Genomic DNA, 18,259 nt, shown 5'->3' with positions numbered 1-18,259 from the left:
TTTAAAGCCTTGAAACGTTATTGGAAATTGTTGTTAATCCCCCATGAACAATTAGACTTCGAACACTTTCGTAAATGGACTTATTTCCCTTATTGGGTGACGGCCAAAGACATTGTCACTCGCTTGTTAAAGCTTGATCCAGTCCTTAAACAGACTTACACGGTGTTAAATCACGTGCAAACTGCCTTAAAACACAAAGACTGGCCCAATTATAATGCCGCCTTTTGGCACACCGCAGGTTGTTCTGAAGAAATGCTTAGGACACTTCAAATATTACAGACGCACCACGATGCCATTCGTAACACCTTGATGACGTCGTATTCAAATGGCCCTTTGGAGGGCACAAATAATAAGATCAAAGCAATCAAAAGAGCTAGTTTTGGCTTCCGTAGCTTCTTCAAATTTAGAATTAGAGTGCTGTATGTTTTCCGTGTTCAGACAAAAAAAGTCCTAATCACAAAATGATTAGAACTTGCAAAATTTAATTTACCAACAATAGTTGACGAAGAGCCGTAATTCATCTATAATCAGTTGGTAAAGGAAACCAACCTACTAAAATTTTGATTTGGTAGAAAGGATTATGTCAAATGAGGAAAATCTCGACAGGTGTTATTTACTTCTTTGGTGCGCTGGGTGGGCTTTTATTTGGTTATGATACTGGTGTTATTTCAGGTGCCATTTTATTTATCCAAAAACAGATGAGCTTAAATTCGTGGCAGCAGGGTTGGATTGTTAGTGCAGTGTTAGTGGGTGCAATTTTAGGCGCTGCAGTAATTGGGCCGTCATCGGATAAATTTGGCCGGAAAAAGTTATTGCTTTTGTCAGCGATTATTTTCTTTGTCGGCGCGTTAGGGTCAGCTTTTGCACCAGAATTTTGGTCTTTGATGATTTCTCGGATTGTTTTAGGAATGGCAGTCGGTGCTGCTTCTGCGTTAATCCCAACCTATTTGGCGGAATTAGCACCAGCAGATAAGCGTGGGACTGTTTCCAGCTTGTTTCAACTGATGGTGATGACTGGTATTTTCATCGCTTATGTCACGAATTATGCGTTTTCCCATTTCTACACGGGATGGCGTTGGATGCTGGGTTTTGCCGCAATTCCAGCAGTGATTTTATTTTTAGGCGGTCTGATTTTACCGGAAAGTCCGCGCTTTTTAGTTAAAACTAATCGTGAGCAAGCTGCTAAAAGTGTGCTGCTAAATATGAATAAAGGTGATCAGACGGCAGTTAATACTGAGTTAAACCAAATTCATCAGCAAGCCCAAATTAAAAGTGGCGGTTGGCACGAACTTTTTGGTAAAGCAGTGCGGCCGGCTTTAGTGATCGGTGTCGGTTTGGCAATTTTTCAACAAGTGATGGGTTGTAATACGGTACTGTACTATGCGCCAACAATTTTTACGGATGTAGGTTTTGGTGTCTCAGCTGCGTTGATCGCTCACATTGGGATCGGTATTTTTAATGTCATTGTAACCGCTATCGCTGTAGTGATTATGGATAAAATCGATCGGACTAAGTTATTGAACATTGGTTCGATCGGCATGGGGATTTCGTTGTTTGTCATGAGTTTTGCCATGAAATTTTCTGGCGAATCGCAGGCAGCAGCGGTGATTTGTGTTGTGGCACTAACGATTTACATCGCGTTTTTCTCTGGTACTTGGGGCCCAATTATGTGGGTGATGATCGGTGAAGTGTTTCCGTTAAACATTCGTGGGCTAGGTAACTCATTTGCAAGTGTGATCAATTGGACTGCTAACATGATCGTCTCGCTCACTTTCCCCGCACTTTTAGATTATTTTGGCACTGGCAGTTTATTTATCGGTTATGGTGTACTTTGTTTCGTCGCCATTTGGTTTGTTCATCGTTATGTCTTCGAAACGCGAAATCGTTCGCTGGAAGAAATAGAGCGGACGTTACGGCAACGTACTGGTCAAACCAAGGCAACCAAAACTGAATCACTGGATTAATTTTCAACTTTCCCTTGACGCGCAAAATTGAAAGCGCTAGTATATGAATTGTAGTAGGTTGGTTTTTGACACGAACTAATTAAAGATAAACAATTAATTTAACCTGAGGAGGTTTTAATCATGAGTATTTGGCATGTAGATAAGGTTCCATACGTCGGACATAAAAAGAATTTAAAATCAGGTTTAGCTTTTCAGTATTATAATCCAGATGAAGTGATTGCTGGTAAAAAAATGCGGGATTGGTTACGCTTTTCTGTTGCGTACTGGCACACATTTGATCAGCGTTTGGTAGATCCATTTGGTGATGGAACTGCGATGCGGCCATACGATAAATATACGGATCCAATGGATAATGCGTTGGCAAAAGTAGATGCAGCGTTTGAATTTTATGATAAACTGGGTGTCGATTTCTTAGCTTTCCATGATCGGGATTTGGCTCCAGAAGGCGATACGCTGCGGGAAACCAACCGTAATTTGGATAAAGTGGTCGATAAAATTGTGGACTACCAAAAGACTTCCGGTATGAAAGTATTGTGGAATACCGCTAATTTATTTACAAATCCGCGGTTCCTTGCTGGTGCTGGGACATCGCCATATGCGGACATTTTTGCTTATTCAGCTGCCCAATTAAAACACAGTTTAGAAATTGGTAAGCGAGTTGGCGCTGAAAATTATGTTTTCTGGGGTGGTCGTGAAGGTTATGAATCCCTTTGGAATACGGATATGAAGAAAGAACAAGAACACATTGCCAAGTTCTTCCACATGGCTAAGGATTACGCCAACGAGATCGGGTTTGATGCGCAAATGTTGTTGGAGCCAAAGCCAAAGGAACCAATGACTCACCAATATGACTTTGATGCGGCGACTACCATTGCTTTCATGAAAGAATACGATTTGGATAAAGACTTCAAATTAAATTTGGAAGGCAACCACGCTAATTTAGCTGGTCACACTTACCAACATGAAATTCGTGTTGCTCGGGATGCTGGTTTGCTAGGCTCTTTGGACGCTAACCAAGGGGATAAAATGTTAGGTTGGGATATTGATGAATATCCATCTAACCTTTATGAAACCGTGGCAGCCATGTATGAAGTGTTGGAAAATGGCGGCATCGGTCCTCGGGGCGGCTTAAACTTTGATGCTAAACCACGTCGGACATCTTTTGAAGCTAATGATTTGTTCTACGGCCACATTGTGGGGATGGACAGCTTTGCGGCTGGCTTACGGGTCGCTGCTAAAATGAAAGCAGACAAGGTATTAGAAGATATTGTCGCAAAACGTTACAGCTCCTATAATTCTGGTATCGGTGCGGAAATCGAAAATGGGACCACTGATTTCAAGCAATTGGAACAATACATTATCGATAAGCCACAAGCTGAATTACGAGCAGCAACTGCTTCCGATCACCTTGAACAAATTAAAGATACAATTAATCATTACATCATTGATACATTGAGCAAATAATGACGCGATTGGCAATGGGGCGGTACCTAGTTCCATTGCCTTTCTTGTTGAAGGGAGACAATCTGATGAGTCAATACGTACTGGGCGTTGATTTGGGGACTAGCGCGGTTAAAGTGTCTGCAGTCGATCGTCAAGGCAATATCAGTGCCCAAGAAAGCTACGCCTTTCCGTTAAGCCATCCCCAGCCAGGCTACAGTGAACAAAATCCAGCTGATTGGGTGATGGGGACTGCCGTTGCCATTGTTCGCTTAATTTTAAACGATCACATTCAAGCAACCGATATCAGTGGGATTAGTTTTTCTGGGCAAATGCACGGTTTGGTTTTGCTAGATAAAAATAATCAAGTGTTGCGGCCGGCCATTTTGTGGGATGATACTCGCACAACTAAGCAATGCCAAGAAATTACTACCCAGATGGGCGAGCGTTTTATCGACATCACCCACAATCGGCCTTTAGAAGGCTTCACACTGCCTAAATTGTTGTGGGTACAAGAAAATGAACCGGAAATTTGGCAACAAGCCACCACCTTTTTGCTGCCAAAAGATTATGTCCGCTTTAGAATGACTGGTAAACTAGCGACTGATTATTCCGATGCCACTGGAACGGTAATGTTAGATGCCGACCAGCAGACTTGGAGTCCAGAAATTTGCCAGCAGTTTAACATTCCACTCAGCATGTGTCCGGAATTAAAACAATCGATTGCGGAAGTGGGGCACATTAGCGACAGCTTTGCAGAATTTTCGGGGCTAAGTCCGGCCACCAAAGTGTTTGCTGGTGCGGCGGATAACGCAGCTGGCGCGTTAGGTGCGGGAATTTTAAAACCTAATCGGGTTCTGTCTAGCATTGGGACTTCCGGTGTGGTTTTGAAATACGAAGCTAATGCCAGCGTTAATTACCGCGGGTTATTGCAATTTGAAGACCATGCGATCCCTAACACTTATTATTCAATGGGGGTCACTTTGGCTGCTGGATATTCTTTAAATTGGTTTAAAAAGACTTTTTGTGGTCAAGAATCATTTACTAAAATGATTGCCAGTGCGGCTAAATCAGTGGTGGGTGCTCATGGTTTGCTATTTACACCTTACATTGTAGGCGAACGGACGCCTTATGCTGATGCAGATGTCCGGGGGAGTTTTACGGGCATCGATGGGACCCACCAAAAAGGTGATTTTGTCCGCGCGGTGATGGAAGGCATTATTTTCAGTTTCCGCGATATCATGGCAATTTACGATGAAAAAGACAGCACTTTTGATACGGTAATTTCCATCGGTGGTGGCGCTAAAAGTGAACTGTGGTTGCAAATTCAAGCGGATATTTTTAATAAAAAAGTGGTTAGCCTTAAAAATGAACAGGGGCCAGGACTTGGTGCTGCGATGATTGCCGCAGTTGGCTTAGGTTGGTATTCTGATTTTCAAGCAATTACGCGGCAATTTGTCCACTTGGGGCCAGTTCATGAACCGATTCCAAAAAATGTGGCACAATACCAGAAATTGCACCAAATTTACCAGCAAGTTTATCGGCAAACTCAAAGCTTAAGTCACGATTTATTGGCTTTTCGTCGGGAGTTTAACTAAATTTAACTGGCATTAAAAAACTGCTAAAGCCGCGCTGTAATCCCGGTATTTAGCAGTTTTTTTGTGCTGACTTCAAGCTACGCTCTTATTTTTATTCACAAATACAAAGTTGTATACTTAAACTAACTAATATAGATGTGAAAGTAGGAAAATAATTGGCTAAAGCAGTAAAGCGAGAATCATTTCACCAGCGTAATTTGAATTTGGTTCTCCAACAAGTGATTAATGGGGCACCGATTTCACGTATCGATATTGCCCGTAATTTAAAAATGAACAAATCATCAATCACCACTTTGTATAACGAAGTGGAGCAACAAGGTTACTTAAAAGAAATCGGCATTGGTAGTGCGTCGAAGAGCGGTGGCCGGAAACCGATTTTAGTGGCGTTAAATGAAAAATATGGCTACACCATTAGTGTGGATTTAGGTTACCGCCACCTGCATGTGATGACGAATTATTTAGATGGAACCATTGTGGGTTATGCGCGCATTGAAACGGGTCCGCGCAATATCACCGCCATTATGAAGTTAATCGATCAACAAATCGATCAGGCCATCGCCACGGTAACGTCTGAACATGGTTTACTAGGCATTGCTTTTTCCATTCATGGCATTGTGGATCAAACCCAAATTATCAACTCACCATTTTTAAATATGGCCGATGTTGACTTGTATCAGCGCTATACAGACAAATACCGGGTGCCAGTGGTGCTGGAAAATGAAGCTAATTTGTCGGCGGTGTTTGAGCGTGATTTTAATGATGCACAACAAAAAAATAACATTATCTGTGTCAGCATTCATAAAGGTATCGGTGCCGGGATTATTTTAAACCGACAGCTCTACCATGGTTATAAAGGCGCTGCAGGTGAAATCGGCCGCTCGTTGATGTTTTCTACTGATCCGCAAAAAAATCAGTATGATTATGATAAGGTGGAAAATTTTTGTTCTGAAGACGCCATTTTAAACACGGTGGCCCAGCAAAAACAGCTTAGCCAGCTTACCCGAGAAGATTTAGTCCAGTTAGTTGCCAAAGATGATCAAGTAGTACAAAATGTGCTAGATTTGTTCATCACGTCGATTGCTCGGATTATTTTCAACGCCTCGGTTAGTTTTGCACCAGAAGACATTTATTTGAATTCACCTTTGGTTGAAACTTTGCCTGCGACATTTAAAGCGATTAAAGCGACAACTAGTGAATTGGGGATGATTCCCCAGCTTCATTTAACTGCACAACGTTACGGCTATGTTACTTTGTTAGGCGCATGTTCGCTGATCACACACCATGTATTAGGTTTGGATGGGTATGATTTGCGGTTTACGACGCCAGCTCAAACTTAAAATAAGCAAAAATTGACAAAGAAAAAGCGCAAAATCGGCAATTGCTGATTTTGCGCTTTTTTAAAGCAATTAATCTAGTTCTTTGTAGTCAAAGTAATCAAAAGTTGCGGTTTGGTCATAACCTGCGTAATCAACTGCAGCTAAGCCGATAAAAGCACCGGTGAAGAAACCGCCGTAAGTTTGTAGGACATAATCGTCAGACAAGACGGCAGCATCTAGTTGAACATCAATGTCGTGCCAAGTTTGGCCATCAAAAGAATAGGCATAACTGTAAGTTTGCGTTCTAACCTTTGTTTTAAACCAAACACCAGTAGCAGATTCTGGAATTTGAATCGCCTGATCTTGGAGATAAGAGGTGTAGTGGCCGTTATTATTTTCGGCAATTTCAATAACTGGACCACGTTTTTCGTCAAAAGTAATGAAGATCCAGGACCAATGTTTGTCGTTATAAAAATTAGTTAAGCCTGCCATTTGCTGATAACTAAAGGGATTAAAGTGGACTTTAGTTTGCGCATCAAAATTAAAAGCTTGCCATCTTTGGGCAATCAGAGAAACATCAAATGTGCTGGCCAATGAGGCATGCCCAATGAGTTTTAATTGTTCAGCATTAATGTTGCCCATGTGTGGTGTGAACGGTACGCGCAGGGTGTTCCAGTTATTATCTAATGTTGGTGTTGTGAAATCATCATAACGAGAATGATCTGGTGCACTCTTTGTTTCTTTAGCATCTTTTGGCGCTGCTACTTCAATTTGACCACCGTGTCCGCCAACAATTCGGGGCCAACCTTGTTCATCCCAATAAACTTTTTGGATAGCCGTTTCTCGACCTAAAGTGCTCCAACCACGAGGATCGTGCACCGATTCATTTTGGCGGTGCCATGGTCGCGAGCAAAGTGAAGCGTAGTACCATTCACCACCAGGTGTGTCTACCAATGCACCGTGTCCTTGTTTTTGTAAGTAGAAGTCCGGTGTGTCAAAATTAGTGATAAATGGGCCATCCGGTTCGGAAACAAATGCATTGGCAGCTAGAGTTTTGGCCCGCGCAACGACTTCTTGGTGGGCAAAAACAGTTCCGCCTTGAGCGGCAAATAAATAATAATAGCCGTCTTTACGGTAAAGATGGGGGCCTTCGACCAATTTAACGTCAGTTCCGGAATAAATGGTGCGTGCTGATTGTGGGATTAATGCCATTTGTTTAGGGTCAAATTCAGTTAGAGTAATCCCATTAAAAGGCTGTTTATACTCCCGGTGATCCCAAGTTTGTTGGAGTAGATACTTGCGGCCGTCTTTGTCGTGAAATAGCGAAGCATCGAAGCCGACACCATTTAATTTAATTGGATCTGTCCACGGTCCACGAATGTCAGTTGCTGTAGTTAAATAGTTAGTCATATCTTTAAAGGCGCCTTCTGTTACTTTAACGTCGGTGTAAACTAACCAAAATTTGCCATCAGCATAAGACAAGTCTGGTGCCCAAATGCCACCAGATGATGGATTACCTTTCATATCTAGCAAAGTTGTTGTTGATAGTGGCGCTGGTAATAGTTGCCAGTGGACTAAGTCTTGCGATTGGTGCAACCGTACACCCGGAAACCATTCAAAGGTTGAATTAGCAATGTAATAAGTGTCTTTAACACGGATAATACTAGGATCTGAATGGAAGCCAGGTAAAACTGGATTTTTAATTTTCATCGTGCAAGTCATCCTTTCTGAAAAATGTTTTTATATTTTACCAGCAACTTTACGCTGGTCGATCTTCAAATTAATTTGTTTGACGTCTGCATCGCTGAGCGGATACTTACTCATGATCCACATGGCAACAAAAGCAAGGACAATTGGAATCCAAATCATAGACCATTGAATCCCAGTTAAAGCGGCTGCGCTTTGCGTAGCTTTACTACCATCAAATTTAAAGAAAGCATTGATATAGCCAGGAATAATACCACCTAATGCAAGGCCAATTTTGAAAAATAGCCCCATAATCGCGTTAATAATTCCTGCAACCCGCTTTTTAGACTGGTATTCACCATACGAGACGACTTCTGGTACTAATGACCACATGTAGCCAGTGGCTGAAGTGATGCCCCACTGCATTAAGAAACGGCCGATGTAACCGAGTACCGGAGAGTCTTTAAAAGTTGGAAATTGCCAGATCCATAACACAATTTGGCCGATAACAAATAAGGTTAGAAAAATGTAAAAGAATTGTTTTTTGCCAATTTTCCGCCGAACAATGGGCCATAAGAAAACTAAAAAGATGCCAGGAATGGAGCCAATCAAGTTAATGGAAGCCATCCATTCTGAATGGCCGACGTTATATTGCATGTAAAATGGCCAAACTGTATTCCCGAAAAACATAAATGTAAAACCAATTAAGAAGAATAAGCCTAAAATTTGTAACGGTTTATTACGTTTGATTTCAGCAAATAAATCGGAGTATTTAACCGCATCTGTTTCTTGTTTTGTTGGTAACACCCGTTCCTTAACCCCAAAATAAGTGCACAGAAGTAGGGCAAAACCGATGATCATGTAAATTGACATCACCAAAAAATAAGCACCACCTGCATGTGGGGAGGTATAATCACCTAAATTCAGTTTGATGCCAAAAAAACCGATGTCTTTAAGTTGCTTTCCTGGAGAAGCTAATTGAACAAATAAAGGCAAGAAAGTGTAGACCATTAAGTTACCAATATTGGCTTCCGTCATTCGAACAGTAGTTAAAGTGGATACTTCGTCATTATCCCGTGTTAAGGATGCGTTTAATGCACCATAAGGAATATTGACAAAAGAATAGATTAGAGCAGTAGCTAAATAAGCCAAAAAAGCGTATATGACATTACCGCGGACAGCATCAATTGGTAAAAATAAAAGTGCAGCACAGATCGTGAGTGGAATACCATAGTATAAGATAAACGGCCGATATTTTCCGGCTTTAAAATGGCTGCGATCGACGACAGCGCCGACCCACGGATCCCAGAAAACATTAACCCAGCGAACGATTAGAAAAATTGTTGCACCGGCTGCGGCGGAAATACCATAGACTGTGGTGAGATAAAATAACAACATGGAACCAACAGTGCCAAAAATTAAATTTTGTGCAAGATCGCCAGCACCATAACTAATGCGTTCGCGCCAGCTTAATTTGGCGAATTCGTCATTTTGTTTAGGAATATGGCTAGTCTTTTCTGTCTTTTCAGTCATAAACAGTAGCCTCCTTTTAGAAAGAGTTAGTTAGTTCAGTAGTTAGGTTGATTTTATGAACGAGCCAACTAATTAATAATTACTGGATGAGCTCATCCACAACTCCAATTGTATTCGCTTACTAAATTTTAAAATAGCCTTATTTATCGCCGCTTTTTGTCATTTTGTGACCTTTTATTTTGGCTGATTTACTCAAAATAACCACTTTGACTGATTGAACGAACACGCCGTTTTTTAGTTAGTTGTTTACGGTAGGTGCTAGGCGTAATGCCAGACCACTTTTTAAACTGTTTGCTAAAAATCGAACTATTACCGGCACCAGTCATAAATGCAACATCTTCAATGGAATATTCAAAGTAACCCAACAGTAATTTGGCTTTGCGATACTTTTGCTCTTCAATGAAGTGTAATGGTGTAATGCCATAAACTTTTTTAAAAATTCGATGACCATAACCAGTGCTGATGTTCAGTGTTTGACAAATATCACTAAATGAAAAAGAATGATTTTCTATATTGTCCACGTGCTCCTCAATTAACGTTGCCATATCACGGCTTACCTTGGCTTCACGATCAGAAAAATGTCGGCGTTTATTTTGTTGATGCTGACTGAGTTCTTCCGTTAATTGGTATAAATAGTTTAAAAGTGTAATTTGGATTTTTAAGTTGATCTTTAATTTATCTACTGACTGAGATTTACTTAGCTCAACAATTTTTGTTGCCGTTTTTAATGAAATTTTTGCGATGGCATCAGTCGCTGGAATGACAGTATTGGCAATTGTACTGATAATTTCAGATTTTAAGCGTAGGCTTTCAATATTAAAATGAAAACAAATGTAAGTCATGTCTTCGCTGGCACTGGCATTTTTATTGGTGTGTAATGTTCCTGGCGAAATGATCATTGCAGCACCAGGACCGTAAGTGTAAGTTGCTAAGCCTTTAATGTCGGTTGTTTGTCTGCCTTTAAGGACGCACATCAATTCAAATGCTTGATGCTTTTGTTCAAAAAAGCGCCAATTGCCAGCAACTGTGTGTAAATGACCGCCAAAAACATACAATCCCGATTCAATTGTGGGGATTGAGATAAATCGTTTATTCATTTTTATCACCTCAACGCCAATTGTAAATCGCTTTCATAGGCGGAGTGTTACTGCTTTTCTGACGGTATTTTGTCGTTTTCTCGCCTTTTGGAAAGGTATAGCGCTAAATGTATCAAGTAATAATACTTCCCCTGAAAAAACGGGCTATGCTATACTAAACTTAATCATAATATTGGAGGATGATGCACTTCATGGAAGAGCAACCTAAAGTCCCACCTGATTCAGAAACTGGTCCCAGGCCGGTGTTTACGCAAACAACGGCGCAGGTACTAGCAACTTATGCGAGTGACATGGATCAAGGTTTAAGCGAAGCCACAGCAAAAAGGCGCTTGGCCAAAAATGGCCCCAATGAACTGTCTGCACATGTGACGCCAAAATGGGTCATTTTTTTCAGACAGTTTAATAATGTCATTATCTATATTTTGCTGTTTGCCTTTGTGATGACCTTGTTGTTACAGCATTATTCAGATGCGGTAGTCATTGGACTTGTGGTGATCATCAATGCCTTGATCGGTTATTTTCAGGAAGTTAATGCCAGCAATGCGCTGGATAAAATTAAATCGCTGCTGTCAACGGAGGCCACGGTGATTCGGGATGGCCAGCGAACCAATATTCCGGCTAAGCAGTTAGTCGTTGGGGACATTGTCTACCTTGAAGCGGGGGACAATGTGCCAGCGGATATGCGGTTATTAGACGCTAATAATTTACGGGTGCAAGAATCTGCTTTAACTGGTGAGGCGGATTCAGTTTTGAAGTCGTTTGCGCCGCTAACGGATGCCAAAACACCGCTGGCAGAGCGGGAAAATATGACTTATGCTAGTACAGCGGTCACTAACGGCAGTGCCACGGGAATTGTAGTGGCAACCGGCCACGAAACAGAATTAGGCCACATTGCAAATGATGTCAATGATGTTAAAACGGCCAAAACACCGTTGATGCAGGAATTGGATAATCTTGGTAAATGGATTTCTTATTTCATCATCGCGATTGCGGTTGCGTTATTTGTATTTGGCTGGTGGATTCACTTGTATTCGCTACCTACTTTAGCGTTGTCTGTGGTGACGATGGTGGTGGGCTCACTGCCAGAAGGCTTGCCAGCTTCCACTTCGGTAATTTTAGCTATGGGTGTTAACAAAATGGCCAAACACAATGCCATTGTGAAAACACTGCCAGCAGTGGAAACTTTAGGTGCAGTAGATGTGATTGCCACGGATAAAACTGGTACGCTCACTAAAAATGAAATGACTGCCCAAGATATTGTGACGCGGGAACACCGGTATCAAGTCACAGGCACCGGTTATGCGCCTGAAGGGCAGATCGTCAGCGGCAAACAGCCAGTTGATGTTAAAGCAGACCCGACTTTAGTGAAATTATTGACGGCTGGTTTTGAAGCTAACGATACCATGTTGCAACAAGAAGAAGGTCATTGGACCATCAACGGTGAACCCACTGATGGTGCCTTCTTAACCTTGTACCATAAAGGCTTAGGTGCAGCCGAGCCTAAATTAACCGAGTTGGACCGGATTCCGTTTGATTCCGATTACCGTTACATCGCGCGTTTAGATGTGGACGAAGCAGGCCAGCATGAAGTCTTTATCAAAGGCGCACCAGATAAGTTGTACCAAATGGCGCTTGCCGCTGATCCTACTTTTGACCGCGCACACTGGGACCAGATTATTCAAGATTTGACCCAGCAAGGTAAACGGGTGGTTGCAGTGGGGCACAAAAAGGTGTCGCGTCAAGTGACAGAAGTGACGCCAGCTTTACTGAAGCAAGGAATTGATTTTCTGGGCATTGTCGGAATTATTGATCCGCCGCGGGAAGAAGTCATTGCGGCGCTACGAGAAATGCGGACTGCCGGTGTCAAAGTTAAAATGATTACCGGTGACCATCCTGAAACTGCTGCCGCGATTGGCCGACAGTTAGGGTTGGCAAGTGACATCCAAACCATTACCGGGGCAGAATTGGATCAAATGTCACCAGATGAATTAACCGCCAACATTAATCGTTATGATGTGTTTGCCCGGACCACACCTCGGAATAAATTAGCGATTATTGATGCTTATCAGAAAACTGGTAAAGTCACTGCAATGACCGGTGATGGTGTCAATGACGCTCCAGCTTTGAAAAAGGCAGATATTGGGGTGGCTATGGGTATCAAAGGAACAGACGTAGCTAAAGATGCGGCAGACATGATTTTAGTCGACGATAATTTCACGACCATGACGCAAGCCATTCGTGAAGGCCGGCGGTTGTATGCCAACATTAAAAAAACCATCGCCTTTTTACTGCCGACTAGTTTTGCGGAAGGGCTAATTGTGGCCTTGAGTATTTTAATGGAACAGGCGTTACCGCTGATTCCTACTCAGTTGTTGTGGATCAACATGGTTTCAGCGATTACTATTCAATTTGCGTTTATTTTTGAACCGGAAGAACAGGGAATCATGCAGCAACCACCGCGGCGCACCGGTGTGTCACTGTTAAACAAACACGATGTGTTCCAGATGACCTACGTGGCCATTTTGATTGCGGCAATGGGCTTATGGGCCTTTGATTGGCTGACATCTGCTGGCACGTCCCACATTATTGCCAGCACCATTACCGTGAACATCATCGTATTAGGCAAGGTCTTTTACCTCTTCAATATCCGGACACCACATTTGGCTTTTTCACGGCATTTTTGGACTAATCCCATGGCCTTTGCTACCATCGGTTTATTGATGGTGTTGCAACTGTTATTAGTGTACTTGCCATTCATGCGGCATGTTTTCCAAACGGGCAATATGAGTTTAGGTCAGTGGGGCTTTGCGGCAGCTGCCGGTTTGGTCACGTTAGTGGTAGCGGAACTCGACAAAGTCTTACGCATTACTATTAATCATCAGCGCCGCTCAAAACTCTAAGCAAAGCTTTAGCTAAAGGAGGCAGGATTGTGCAAATACAACATTATTGTGCCATTGGCGATAGTATTACTGACCGGCGTAACCATTTTGTGGATACTTGGTATTACGATTGGCTTAATCGCTGGTGGCATCCCAAAGCACTCAGCTTATTTGCAGTTTCTGGCGCCACCATTAGCGGGGGCTTTAATTCCATGACGGTCTACAGCCGAATGGTTCCCGCTTCCTGTGATTTATTAACCATTTATGGTGGGATTAACGATTTTGGACGCAATCAACCATTAGGTCAGTTAGGGGATGCAACCCCAGATACTTTTTACGGGGCATTAGATCAAATGCTTTCGCAAACGTTACAGGATCATCCACAAACTGCGGTGTACTTTATTTCGCATGTTAAAATTGGCCGCCTGTTTTTCCCACCTGTCAATCCTTTAGGGTTGCATCAAGCTGATTACGAAAAGGCCATCGCGGATGTCACCGCGGCTTACAGCGTTCCCCACCTCAGTCTTTACCAAAGCTGGCTTGATTTTTCTATTCCAGAAATGGCAGCCCGTTATAGTTTGGATACCTTACACCCCAATGATGCAGGCCAATTGGTGATTGCTCGCATGATTAAGGATTTTATTGAGGCACACGGTTGAGTATTGTGACTTCTTATTAACATGTAAATTGATTAAACAGCTAAACTGGCAGTTTAGCTGTTTTTTTGATTTTAAAATTAAAATTAAATGGCAAAACAATGTGTTTTTGATTATAATAAATCTAATTAACTGATTGCTTATGCTTGCTGGGCTAGTTCCTAAATTTGGTGAACCAACTCATTGCTAGTAATATCAAACCATATAGTAGAAAGCTGCCATAGCTTACAGTTAAATTGATGGTTGCAATGATCGGGAAAATAAAACTTGTTACTGGTGGTATTAACATTAATAAACTATTAACCATGGTGACGATACCACCTAAATTTGCCGTGGGGTAGTAGGTGATAATGGCAGCGGAAAATCTAGGTGAAACTAAGCCTAATAAAAAAGCAACACTACTAGCCGCACTTAGTACTAAAATCGTATTATTAAGAAAAAAGCCAAGACTAACATAACAAATTCCCCAAAATGCCATGTTATTTAATGTTTGATTAGACTGATACGTCCAAATTTTACTACTTAAACCATTACCTAACAGCATGCTGCTAGTAACTAATCCGGAAAGCAAGGCAATCGTCAGTGGCTGTGAGAAAAATAGGGTGGGTTGATCTTCTTTTAGAAAAAGAACGAAGATAGGTGTTGTGGCACCAAAAAATCCATTAATTAAAGCTAACTGGCATAACTCGTTTAGAACCGATCGATTATTGGCTAGTAAGCTGAAATTTATCTTAATTAATTGTGTGATGTGGGTATTTTTTTGTTGGGGAAGTTGTTTTTCAATGGCAATTAAATGTTGTGCCATGAGCCGATACAAGATTGCAGTGAGTAAAAATAGCGCAGCATTAAGGTAAGCAATTGTTTGATTGAAGAAAAAGGTTAGTAAAACGGCGCCGATAAAGGTTGCTGCAACGTGAACTAATTGTGTTGTGAGACTGACAATACCTTGTGCTTGTTGCATTTCGTCAAGGGTAATCAACAGTTTTGTAAACGGTGTTGTTAGCGCAGATGAATAATTGCCTAATAGATCAGAAATTAAATTAAGATTGGCGATACTGATAATTAGGGTGAGTGAGGGTTGAAAATAGAGTAGGCTGGCGATGATAAGGTATAAAACACCTCTAAAGCCCGCATTATAGCTAACAGCAACTAATTTATGCCGTTTTTGATCAGCCCGACTGCCTAGGAAAAAATTTAAAAGAATTGGCAACGTTTCTGAGATTGCAACCAACATCACGGCTAATTTGGCTTTTGATAATGTTGCAGCTAGTGTTAATAGCGGTGTGTAAAATAAACGATCACCAATTTTGGCGCACAAATTAATACTAATTAATTGCATGAATTTAGGATTTGATTTGATAAATTTAAACATTGACCTGCCTCCCTTGCCATTCATTATGGCGTTTAAGCGGCTGATTGTAATAAGCGGTCAATGATTGTTGTCTATTTAGGAGGTGCTAATGATGTATGGTGAAGTAATTAAGCAGATTCGATTGAATAAAAATTTACCGCTAAAGTCTGTTTATTTTGGTATTTGTTCAAAGACTAATGCAGTTAAGTTTGAAAATGGTGAACGAATGTTAGCGGCAGATAAATTTGCCGGTGTATTGGCTAATCTAATGTTGACAATGCCGGAATTTAGTTGGATAAAAAATGGTTATCATCCACAAAAGGCAGATTACTACCAATATATCGTTAGTCAGGCTTGGAATGCGCATCAACCAATGAGACTTGAAAAACATTTAGCGCAAATCGAAGCCAGCCAAGTTGAAAGGGCACAATTAGCAAGTTACCGGTTGTTACAACAATATGATCAGAAAGTTGCACCAGACCGAACAGAATTGGCTATTATTATTGGCTATTTTTCAAATTTAGCGACTTGGTCCATTAGTGATGCTAAGTTTTTTGCTAATAATTGCTATGTTTTACCCTATTCTTTGTTGCTCAGCCTTTTACAAGAAGCATTAAAAGTACAAAAGCGTTATCGTTATTATCCTAATAGTGACCAAGTTTTCGCGACGATATTGACAAACTGTAGCGATCGGATGGTGCAAGCAAAAGATTTTTCAAACTTAAAAAGTACGTTAGCACGTTTGGATAAAATGACTACGGACATTACGATGGCGGGCTATTGCTTATTAAGCCGCTACTACCGCGCTAAAGTTGAATTTTTATATCAAGATCATGCAGCTGGTGAAGTACAATTAATTAAAATTCGCGGGATAGCGGCTTTTTTAAAAAATCAAGCTTTACTAATCGAAATTGATGAATTGTTGAAATCTTAATGAATGAAACACTTTAAACTTTTATGTCAATCGCTAAATTTAGATTTTTAATGTGAATTTTTTTGGGGGTTATTTTTAATCATTATTCATCGTGCTAGATAAAAAAGCCCATTATAATTGTCAAGTGAAATACAGTAATAATTATAAGGGGATTATCGTAAATTTAGCCATAATAGAGATAGGCTTTCTTCTCACTGAATATAAAAATATGTTAATGGTAATATAAAAAATTAAATTGGTAGTGATTAATTCTATTAAAATTTGAGCGTGAAAAATTTAATTAAGCTTTTTATGGATTGAGAATTGGCGATAAAATTAAGTAGATTTTTAAAGTGCAACTTATGAATTAGCATCATCTTGGAAAATTATAGTAGTACAGCATAAGCATGATGACTTTTACTAATTATTAAAAATCCATCGCATAGCTCTTATATTCAAAGCATGATTAATTTAGTTGCATAACGTTTATTTAACGTTTTTTCTAGCTTTGACACTTAATAAAAATGTTGAAAGGCCGAAAAATAATATAGTGATGGCGATACACATTTGTTTAAAATTTAATAAATTGTTTAAACCGCTAATTAACCATAGGGTAAGCATTGAGATAATACTGCTAATCGTTCCGGAAAAGGATACAATACTCGACAATACTTTCGGTGGTGAAGCAGCTTCTATGTCAACAAATAATTGTGTATTGTAAATATTAAAAGGAAAAAGAAATAGTGTAAAACAGATTATAAATAATAAGGGGGAGGTGACTTGCAAAGCTAATAATAAAAATAGTGTAATCAAGCTAATTGTTAAGAAATGTCGTTTAGACCCAGTCATTTTATTGAATAAATAGTTACTTATTAGAGCAATGATTTGGAAGTAAACATAAAAAAGCCCAAAATAGCTGCTTGAAAAAGTTTTATGCAGAAACATTACTTGCCAAAATTGAAAAAAAAGTTGGGCAACGATCTGGTAAATAGCCATCTGTAAAACACTAAAAATAAGCTTTGTGTTATTCTTGATCGTTTTGATTTCCGCAATTAAATTGGTTTGTTTCGCTGGTGGTTTAAGACTGTTACCACGAAAAAAGAAAGTGATAAGTAAAAGAGCAAGCAATAGTATTCCTAACGCTACAATATAAATATGGATTTTGATTGCAGCATAAATGAACGAGCCGATACCGCCACCGATCAATGCGCTAGATAAAGTTGCATAATTGTAGGCCACATTAAAGCGCCTTATTTTGTGATCGTTATTTTGATATTGCCGCAAAAAATAAATTTCTAAAGATCCACTGATTGCCGCGCTACTCAAACCATAAATAAACCAAGCACCACACAGAAATACAAACTTATTACTTAGCCAAATAGCTAGATAAGAAAAAAATAAGCAGATTAGTGCCAGTTGGTACATTCTTTTTTCTGACCACAAATCGGTTAAAATGCCAGAAGGAAATTCGAACAAAAGTCCAGCGATCATATAAAAACTTTGAATGAGTGCTATTTGGCTGACAATCATTCCTTTATCTAACAATAGAACGGTTAAAATAGCATGCGGCAGTACCCGTGCAGTATTGTATAGAAAATAACTCAATAGATATGTTATTAGATTTTTATCTTTGGTTTTTATCATAAAAAAGCTCCCAGATAAAATTGATATGTTTTAAATAGCTGGTATCAATTTTTTTAATACCGTCTATTGTGGCTAAGGATGTGATAGTATCACATAGGTCTAAAAAACCATCTAGTAAGCGTGACTCTAAAGTGAACCCCTAACGTTGGACAACTAAATCCAACGTTAGGGGTTTTACTATG

13 protein-coding genes are annotated in these 18,259 nt (G+C 40.3%); 8 read left to right on the top strand and 5 right to left on the bottom strand.

Annotation, left to right across the window (positions count from 1 at the left end; genetic code table 11):
• The 5 genes from FC24_RS00245 to FC24_RS00225 form a co-directional block, all read left to right on the top strand.
• On the top strand, positions 1-465 hold a 465-nt coding region (locus FC24_RS00245; protein ID WP_162256997.1), incomplete at its 5' end, for a transposase.
• Positions 466-587: 122 nt separating this feature from the next.
• On the top strand, positions 588-1,964 hold the full coding sequence (locus tag FC24_RS00240) for a sugar porter family MFS transporter (RefSeq protein WP_057872866.1): 1,377 nt from the start codon (positions 588-590) through the stop codon (positions 1,962-1,964).
• 120 nt (positions 1,965-2,084) lie between these two features.
• Entirely contained in the window at positions 2,085-3,428 is a 1,344-nt protein-coding gene (gene xylA, locus FC24_RS00235) for a xylose isomerase (RefSeq protein WP_057872865.1), read from the top strand.
• A 65-nt stretch (positions 3,429-3,493) separates the two neighbouring features.
• Positions 3,494-5,002, top strand: a complete 1,509-nt coding sequence (gene xylB / locus FC24_RS00230) for a xylulokinase (RefSeq protein WP_057872864.1) — start codon at positions 3,494-3,496, stop codon at positions 5,000-5,002.
• Between the two features lie 155 nt (positions 5,003-5,157).
• A complete protein-coding gene (locus tag FC24_RS00225) occupies positions 5,158-6,339 on the top strand; it encodes an ROK family protein (protein ID WP_057872863.1) in 1,182 nt (393 codons plus the stop codon).
• A gap of 69 nt (positions 6,340-6,408) precedes the next feature.
• Here FC24_RS00225 and FC24_RS00220 read toward each other — a convergent pair whose 3' ends face one another.
• The 3 genes from FC24_RS00220 to FC24_RS00210 all read right to left on the bottom strand — a co-directional run bounded on the left by FC24_RS00220 (position 6,409) and on the right by FC24_RS00210 (position 10,634).
• On the bottom strand, positions 6,409-8,028 hold the full coding sequence (locus FC24_RS00220) for a glycoside hydrolase family 43 protein (protein WP_057872862.1): 1,620 nt from the start codon (positions 8,026-8,028) through the stop codon (positions 6,409-6,411).
• A gap of 30 nt (positions 8,029-8,058) precedes the next feature.
• A complete protein-coding gene (locus FC24_RS00215; protein WP_057872861.1) occupies positions 8,059-9,537 on the bottom strand; it encodes an MFS transporter in 1,479 nt (492 codons plus the stop codon).
• A gap of 188 nt (positions 9,538-9,725) precedes the next feature.
• Entirely contained in the window at positions 9,726-10,634 is a 909-nt protein-coding gene (locus FC24_RS00210; RefSeq protein WP_057872860.1) for an AraC family transcriptional regulator, read from the bottom strand.
• Positions 10,635-10,825: 191 nt separating this feature from the next.
• Between FC24_RS00210 and FC24_RS00205 the strand changes: the two genes are divergently transcribed.
• Entirely contained in the window at positions 10,826-13,534 is a 2,709-nt protein-coding gene (locus FC24_RS00205; protein ID WP_057872859.1) for an HAD-IC family P-type ATPase, read from the top strand.
• Between the two features lie 29 nt (positions 13,535-13,563).
• A complete protein-coding gene (locus tag FC24_RS00200) occupies positions 13,564-14,172 on the top strand; it encodes an SGNH/GDSL hydrolase family protein (RefSeq protein ID WP_057872858.1) in 609 nt (202 codons plus the stop codon).
• Between the two features lie 151 nt (positions 14,173-14,323).
• Here the strand turns inward: FC24_RS00200 and FC24_RS00195 are convergent, their stop codons facing one another.
• The gene (locus FC24_RS00195; RefSeq protein WP_057872857.1) at positions 14,324-15,541 is read right to left on the bottom strand and encodes an MFS transporter; all 1,218 of its coding nucleotides are present in this window, start codon (positions 15,539-15,541) and stop codon (positions 14,324-14,326) included.
• An 88-nt stretch (positions 15,542-15,629) separates the two neighbouring features.
• Between FC24_RS00195 and FC24_RS00190 the strand changes: the two genes are divergently transcribed.
• Positions 15,630-16,454, top strand: coding sequence for an Rgg family transcriptional regulator (locus FC24_RS00190; protein WP_083485577.1), 825 nt, complete (start codon positions 15,630-15,632; stop codon positions 16,452-16,454).
• Between the two features lie 465 nt (positions 16,455-16,919).
• Here FC24_RS00190 and FC24_RS00185 read toward each other — a convergent pair whose 3' ends face one another.
• Positions 16,920-18,077 (bottom strand): MFS transporter, encoded by a 1,158-nt coding sequence (locus tag FC24_RS00185; protein ID WP_057872855.1) that lies wholly within the window; start codon positions 18,075-18,077, stop codon positions 16,920-16,922.
• Positions 18,078-18,259 lie beyond the last annotated feature (182 nt).

The sequence above is a fragment of the Loigolactobacillus rennini DSM 20253 genome, from assembly GCF_001436505.1.
Lineage (GTDB): Bacteria > Bacillota > Bacilli > Lactobacillales > Lactobacillaceae > Loigolactobacillus > Loigolactobacillus rennini.
The sequence above is the reverse complement of the archived record's forward strand: the minus strand, read 5'-3'. Positions and strand labels throughout refer to the sequence as shown.

Bases quoted from the DNA above. Each gene is read 5' to 3' on its own strand.
- FC24_RS00220 (WP_057872862.1), bottom strand. From the start codon at position 8,028: ATGAAAATTAAAAATCCAGTTTTACCTGGCTTCCATTCAGATCCTAGT.
- xylB (WP_057872864.1), top strand. From the start codon at position 3,494: ATGAGTCAATACGTACTGGGCGTTGATTTGGGGACTAGCGCGGTTAAA.
- FC24_RS00185 (WP_057872855.1), bottom strand. From the start codon at position 18,077: ATGATAAAAACCAAAGATAAAAATCTAATAACATATCTATTGAGTTAT.
- FC24_RS00190 (WP_083485577.1), top strand. From the start codon at position 15,630: ATGATGTATGGTGAAGTAATTAAGCAGATTCGATTGAATAAAAATTTA.
- FC24_RS00205 (WP_057872859.1), top strand. From the start codon at position 10,826: ATGGAAGAGCAACCTAAAGTCCCACCTGATTCAGAAACTGGTCCCAGG.
- FC24_RS00215 (WP_057872861.1), bottom strand. From the start codon at position 9,537: ATGACTGAAAAGACAGAAAAGACTAGCCATATTCCTAAACAAAATGAC.
- xylA (WP_057872865.1), top strand. From the start codon at position 2,085: ATGAGTATTTGGCATGTAGATAAGGTTCCATACGTCGGACATAAAAAG.
- FC24_RS00195 (WP_057872857.1), bottom strand. From the start codon at position 15,541: ATGTTTAAATTTATCAAATCAAATCCTAAATTCATGCAATTAATTAGT.
- FC24_RS00240 (WP_057872866.1), top strand. From the start codon at position 588: ATGAGGAAAATCTCGACAGGTGTTATTTACTTCTTTGGTGCGCTGGGT.
- FC24_RS00210 (WP_057872860.1), bottom strand. From the start codon at position 10,634: ATGAATAAACGATTTATCTCAATCCCCACAATTGAATCGGGATTGTAT.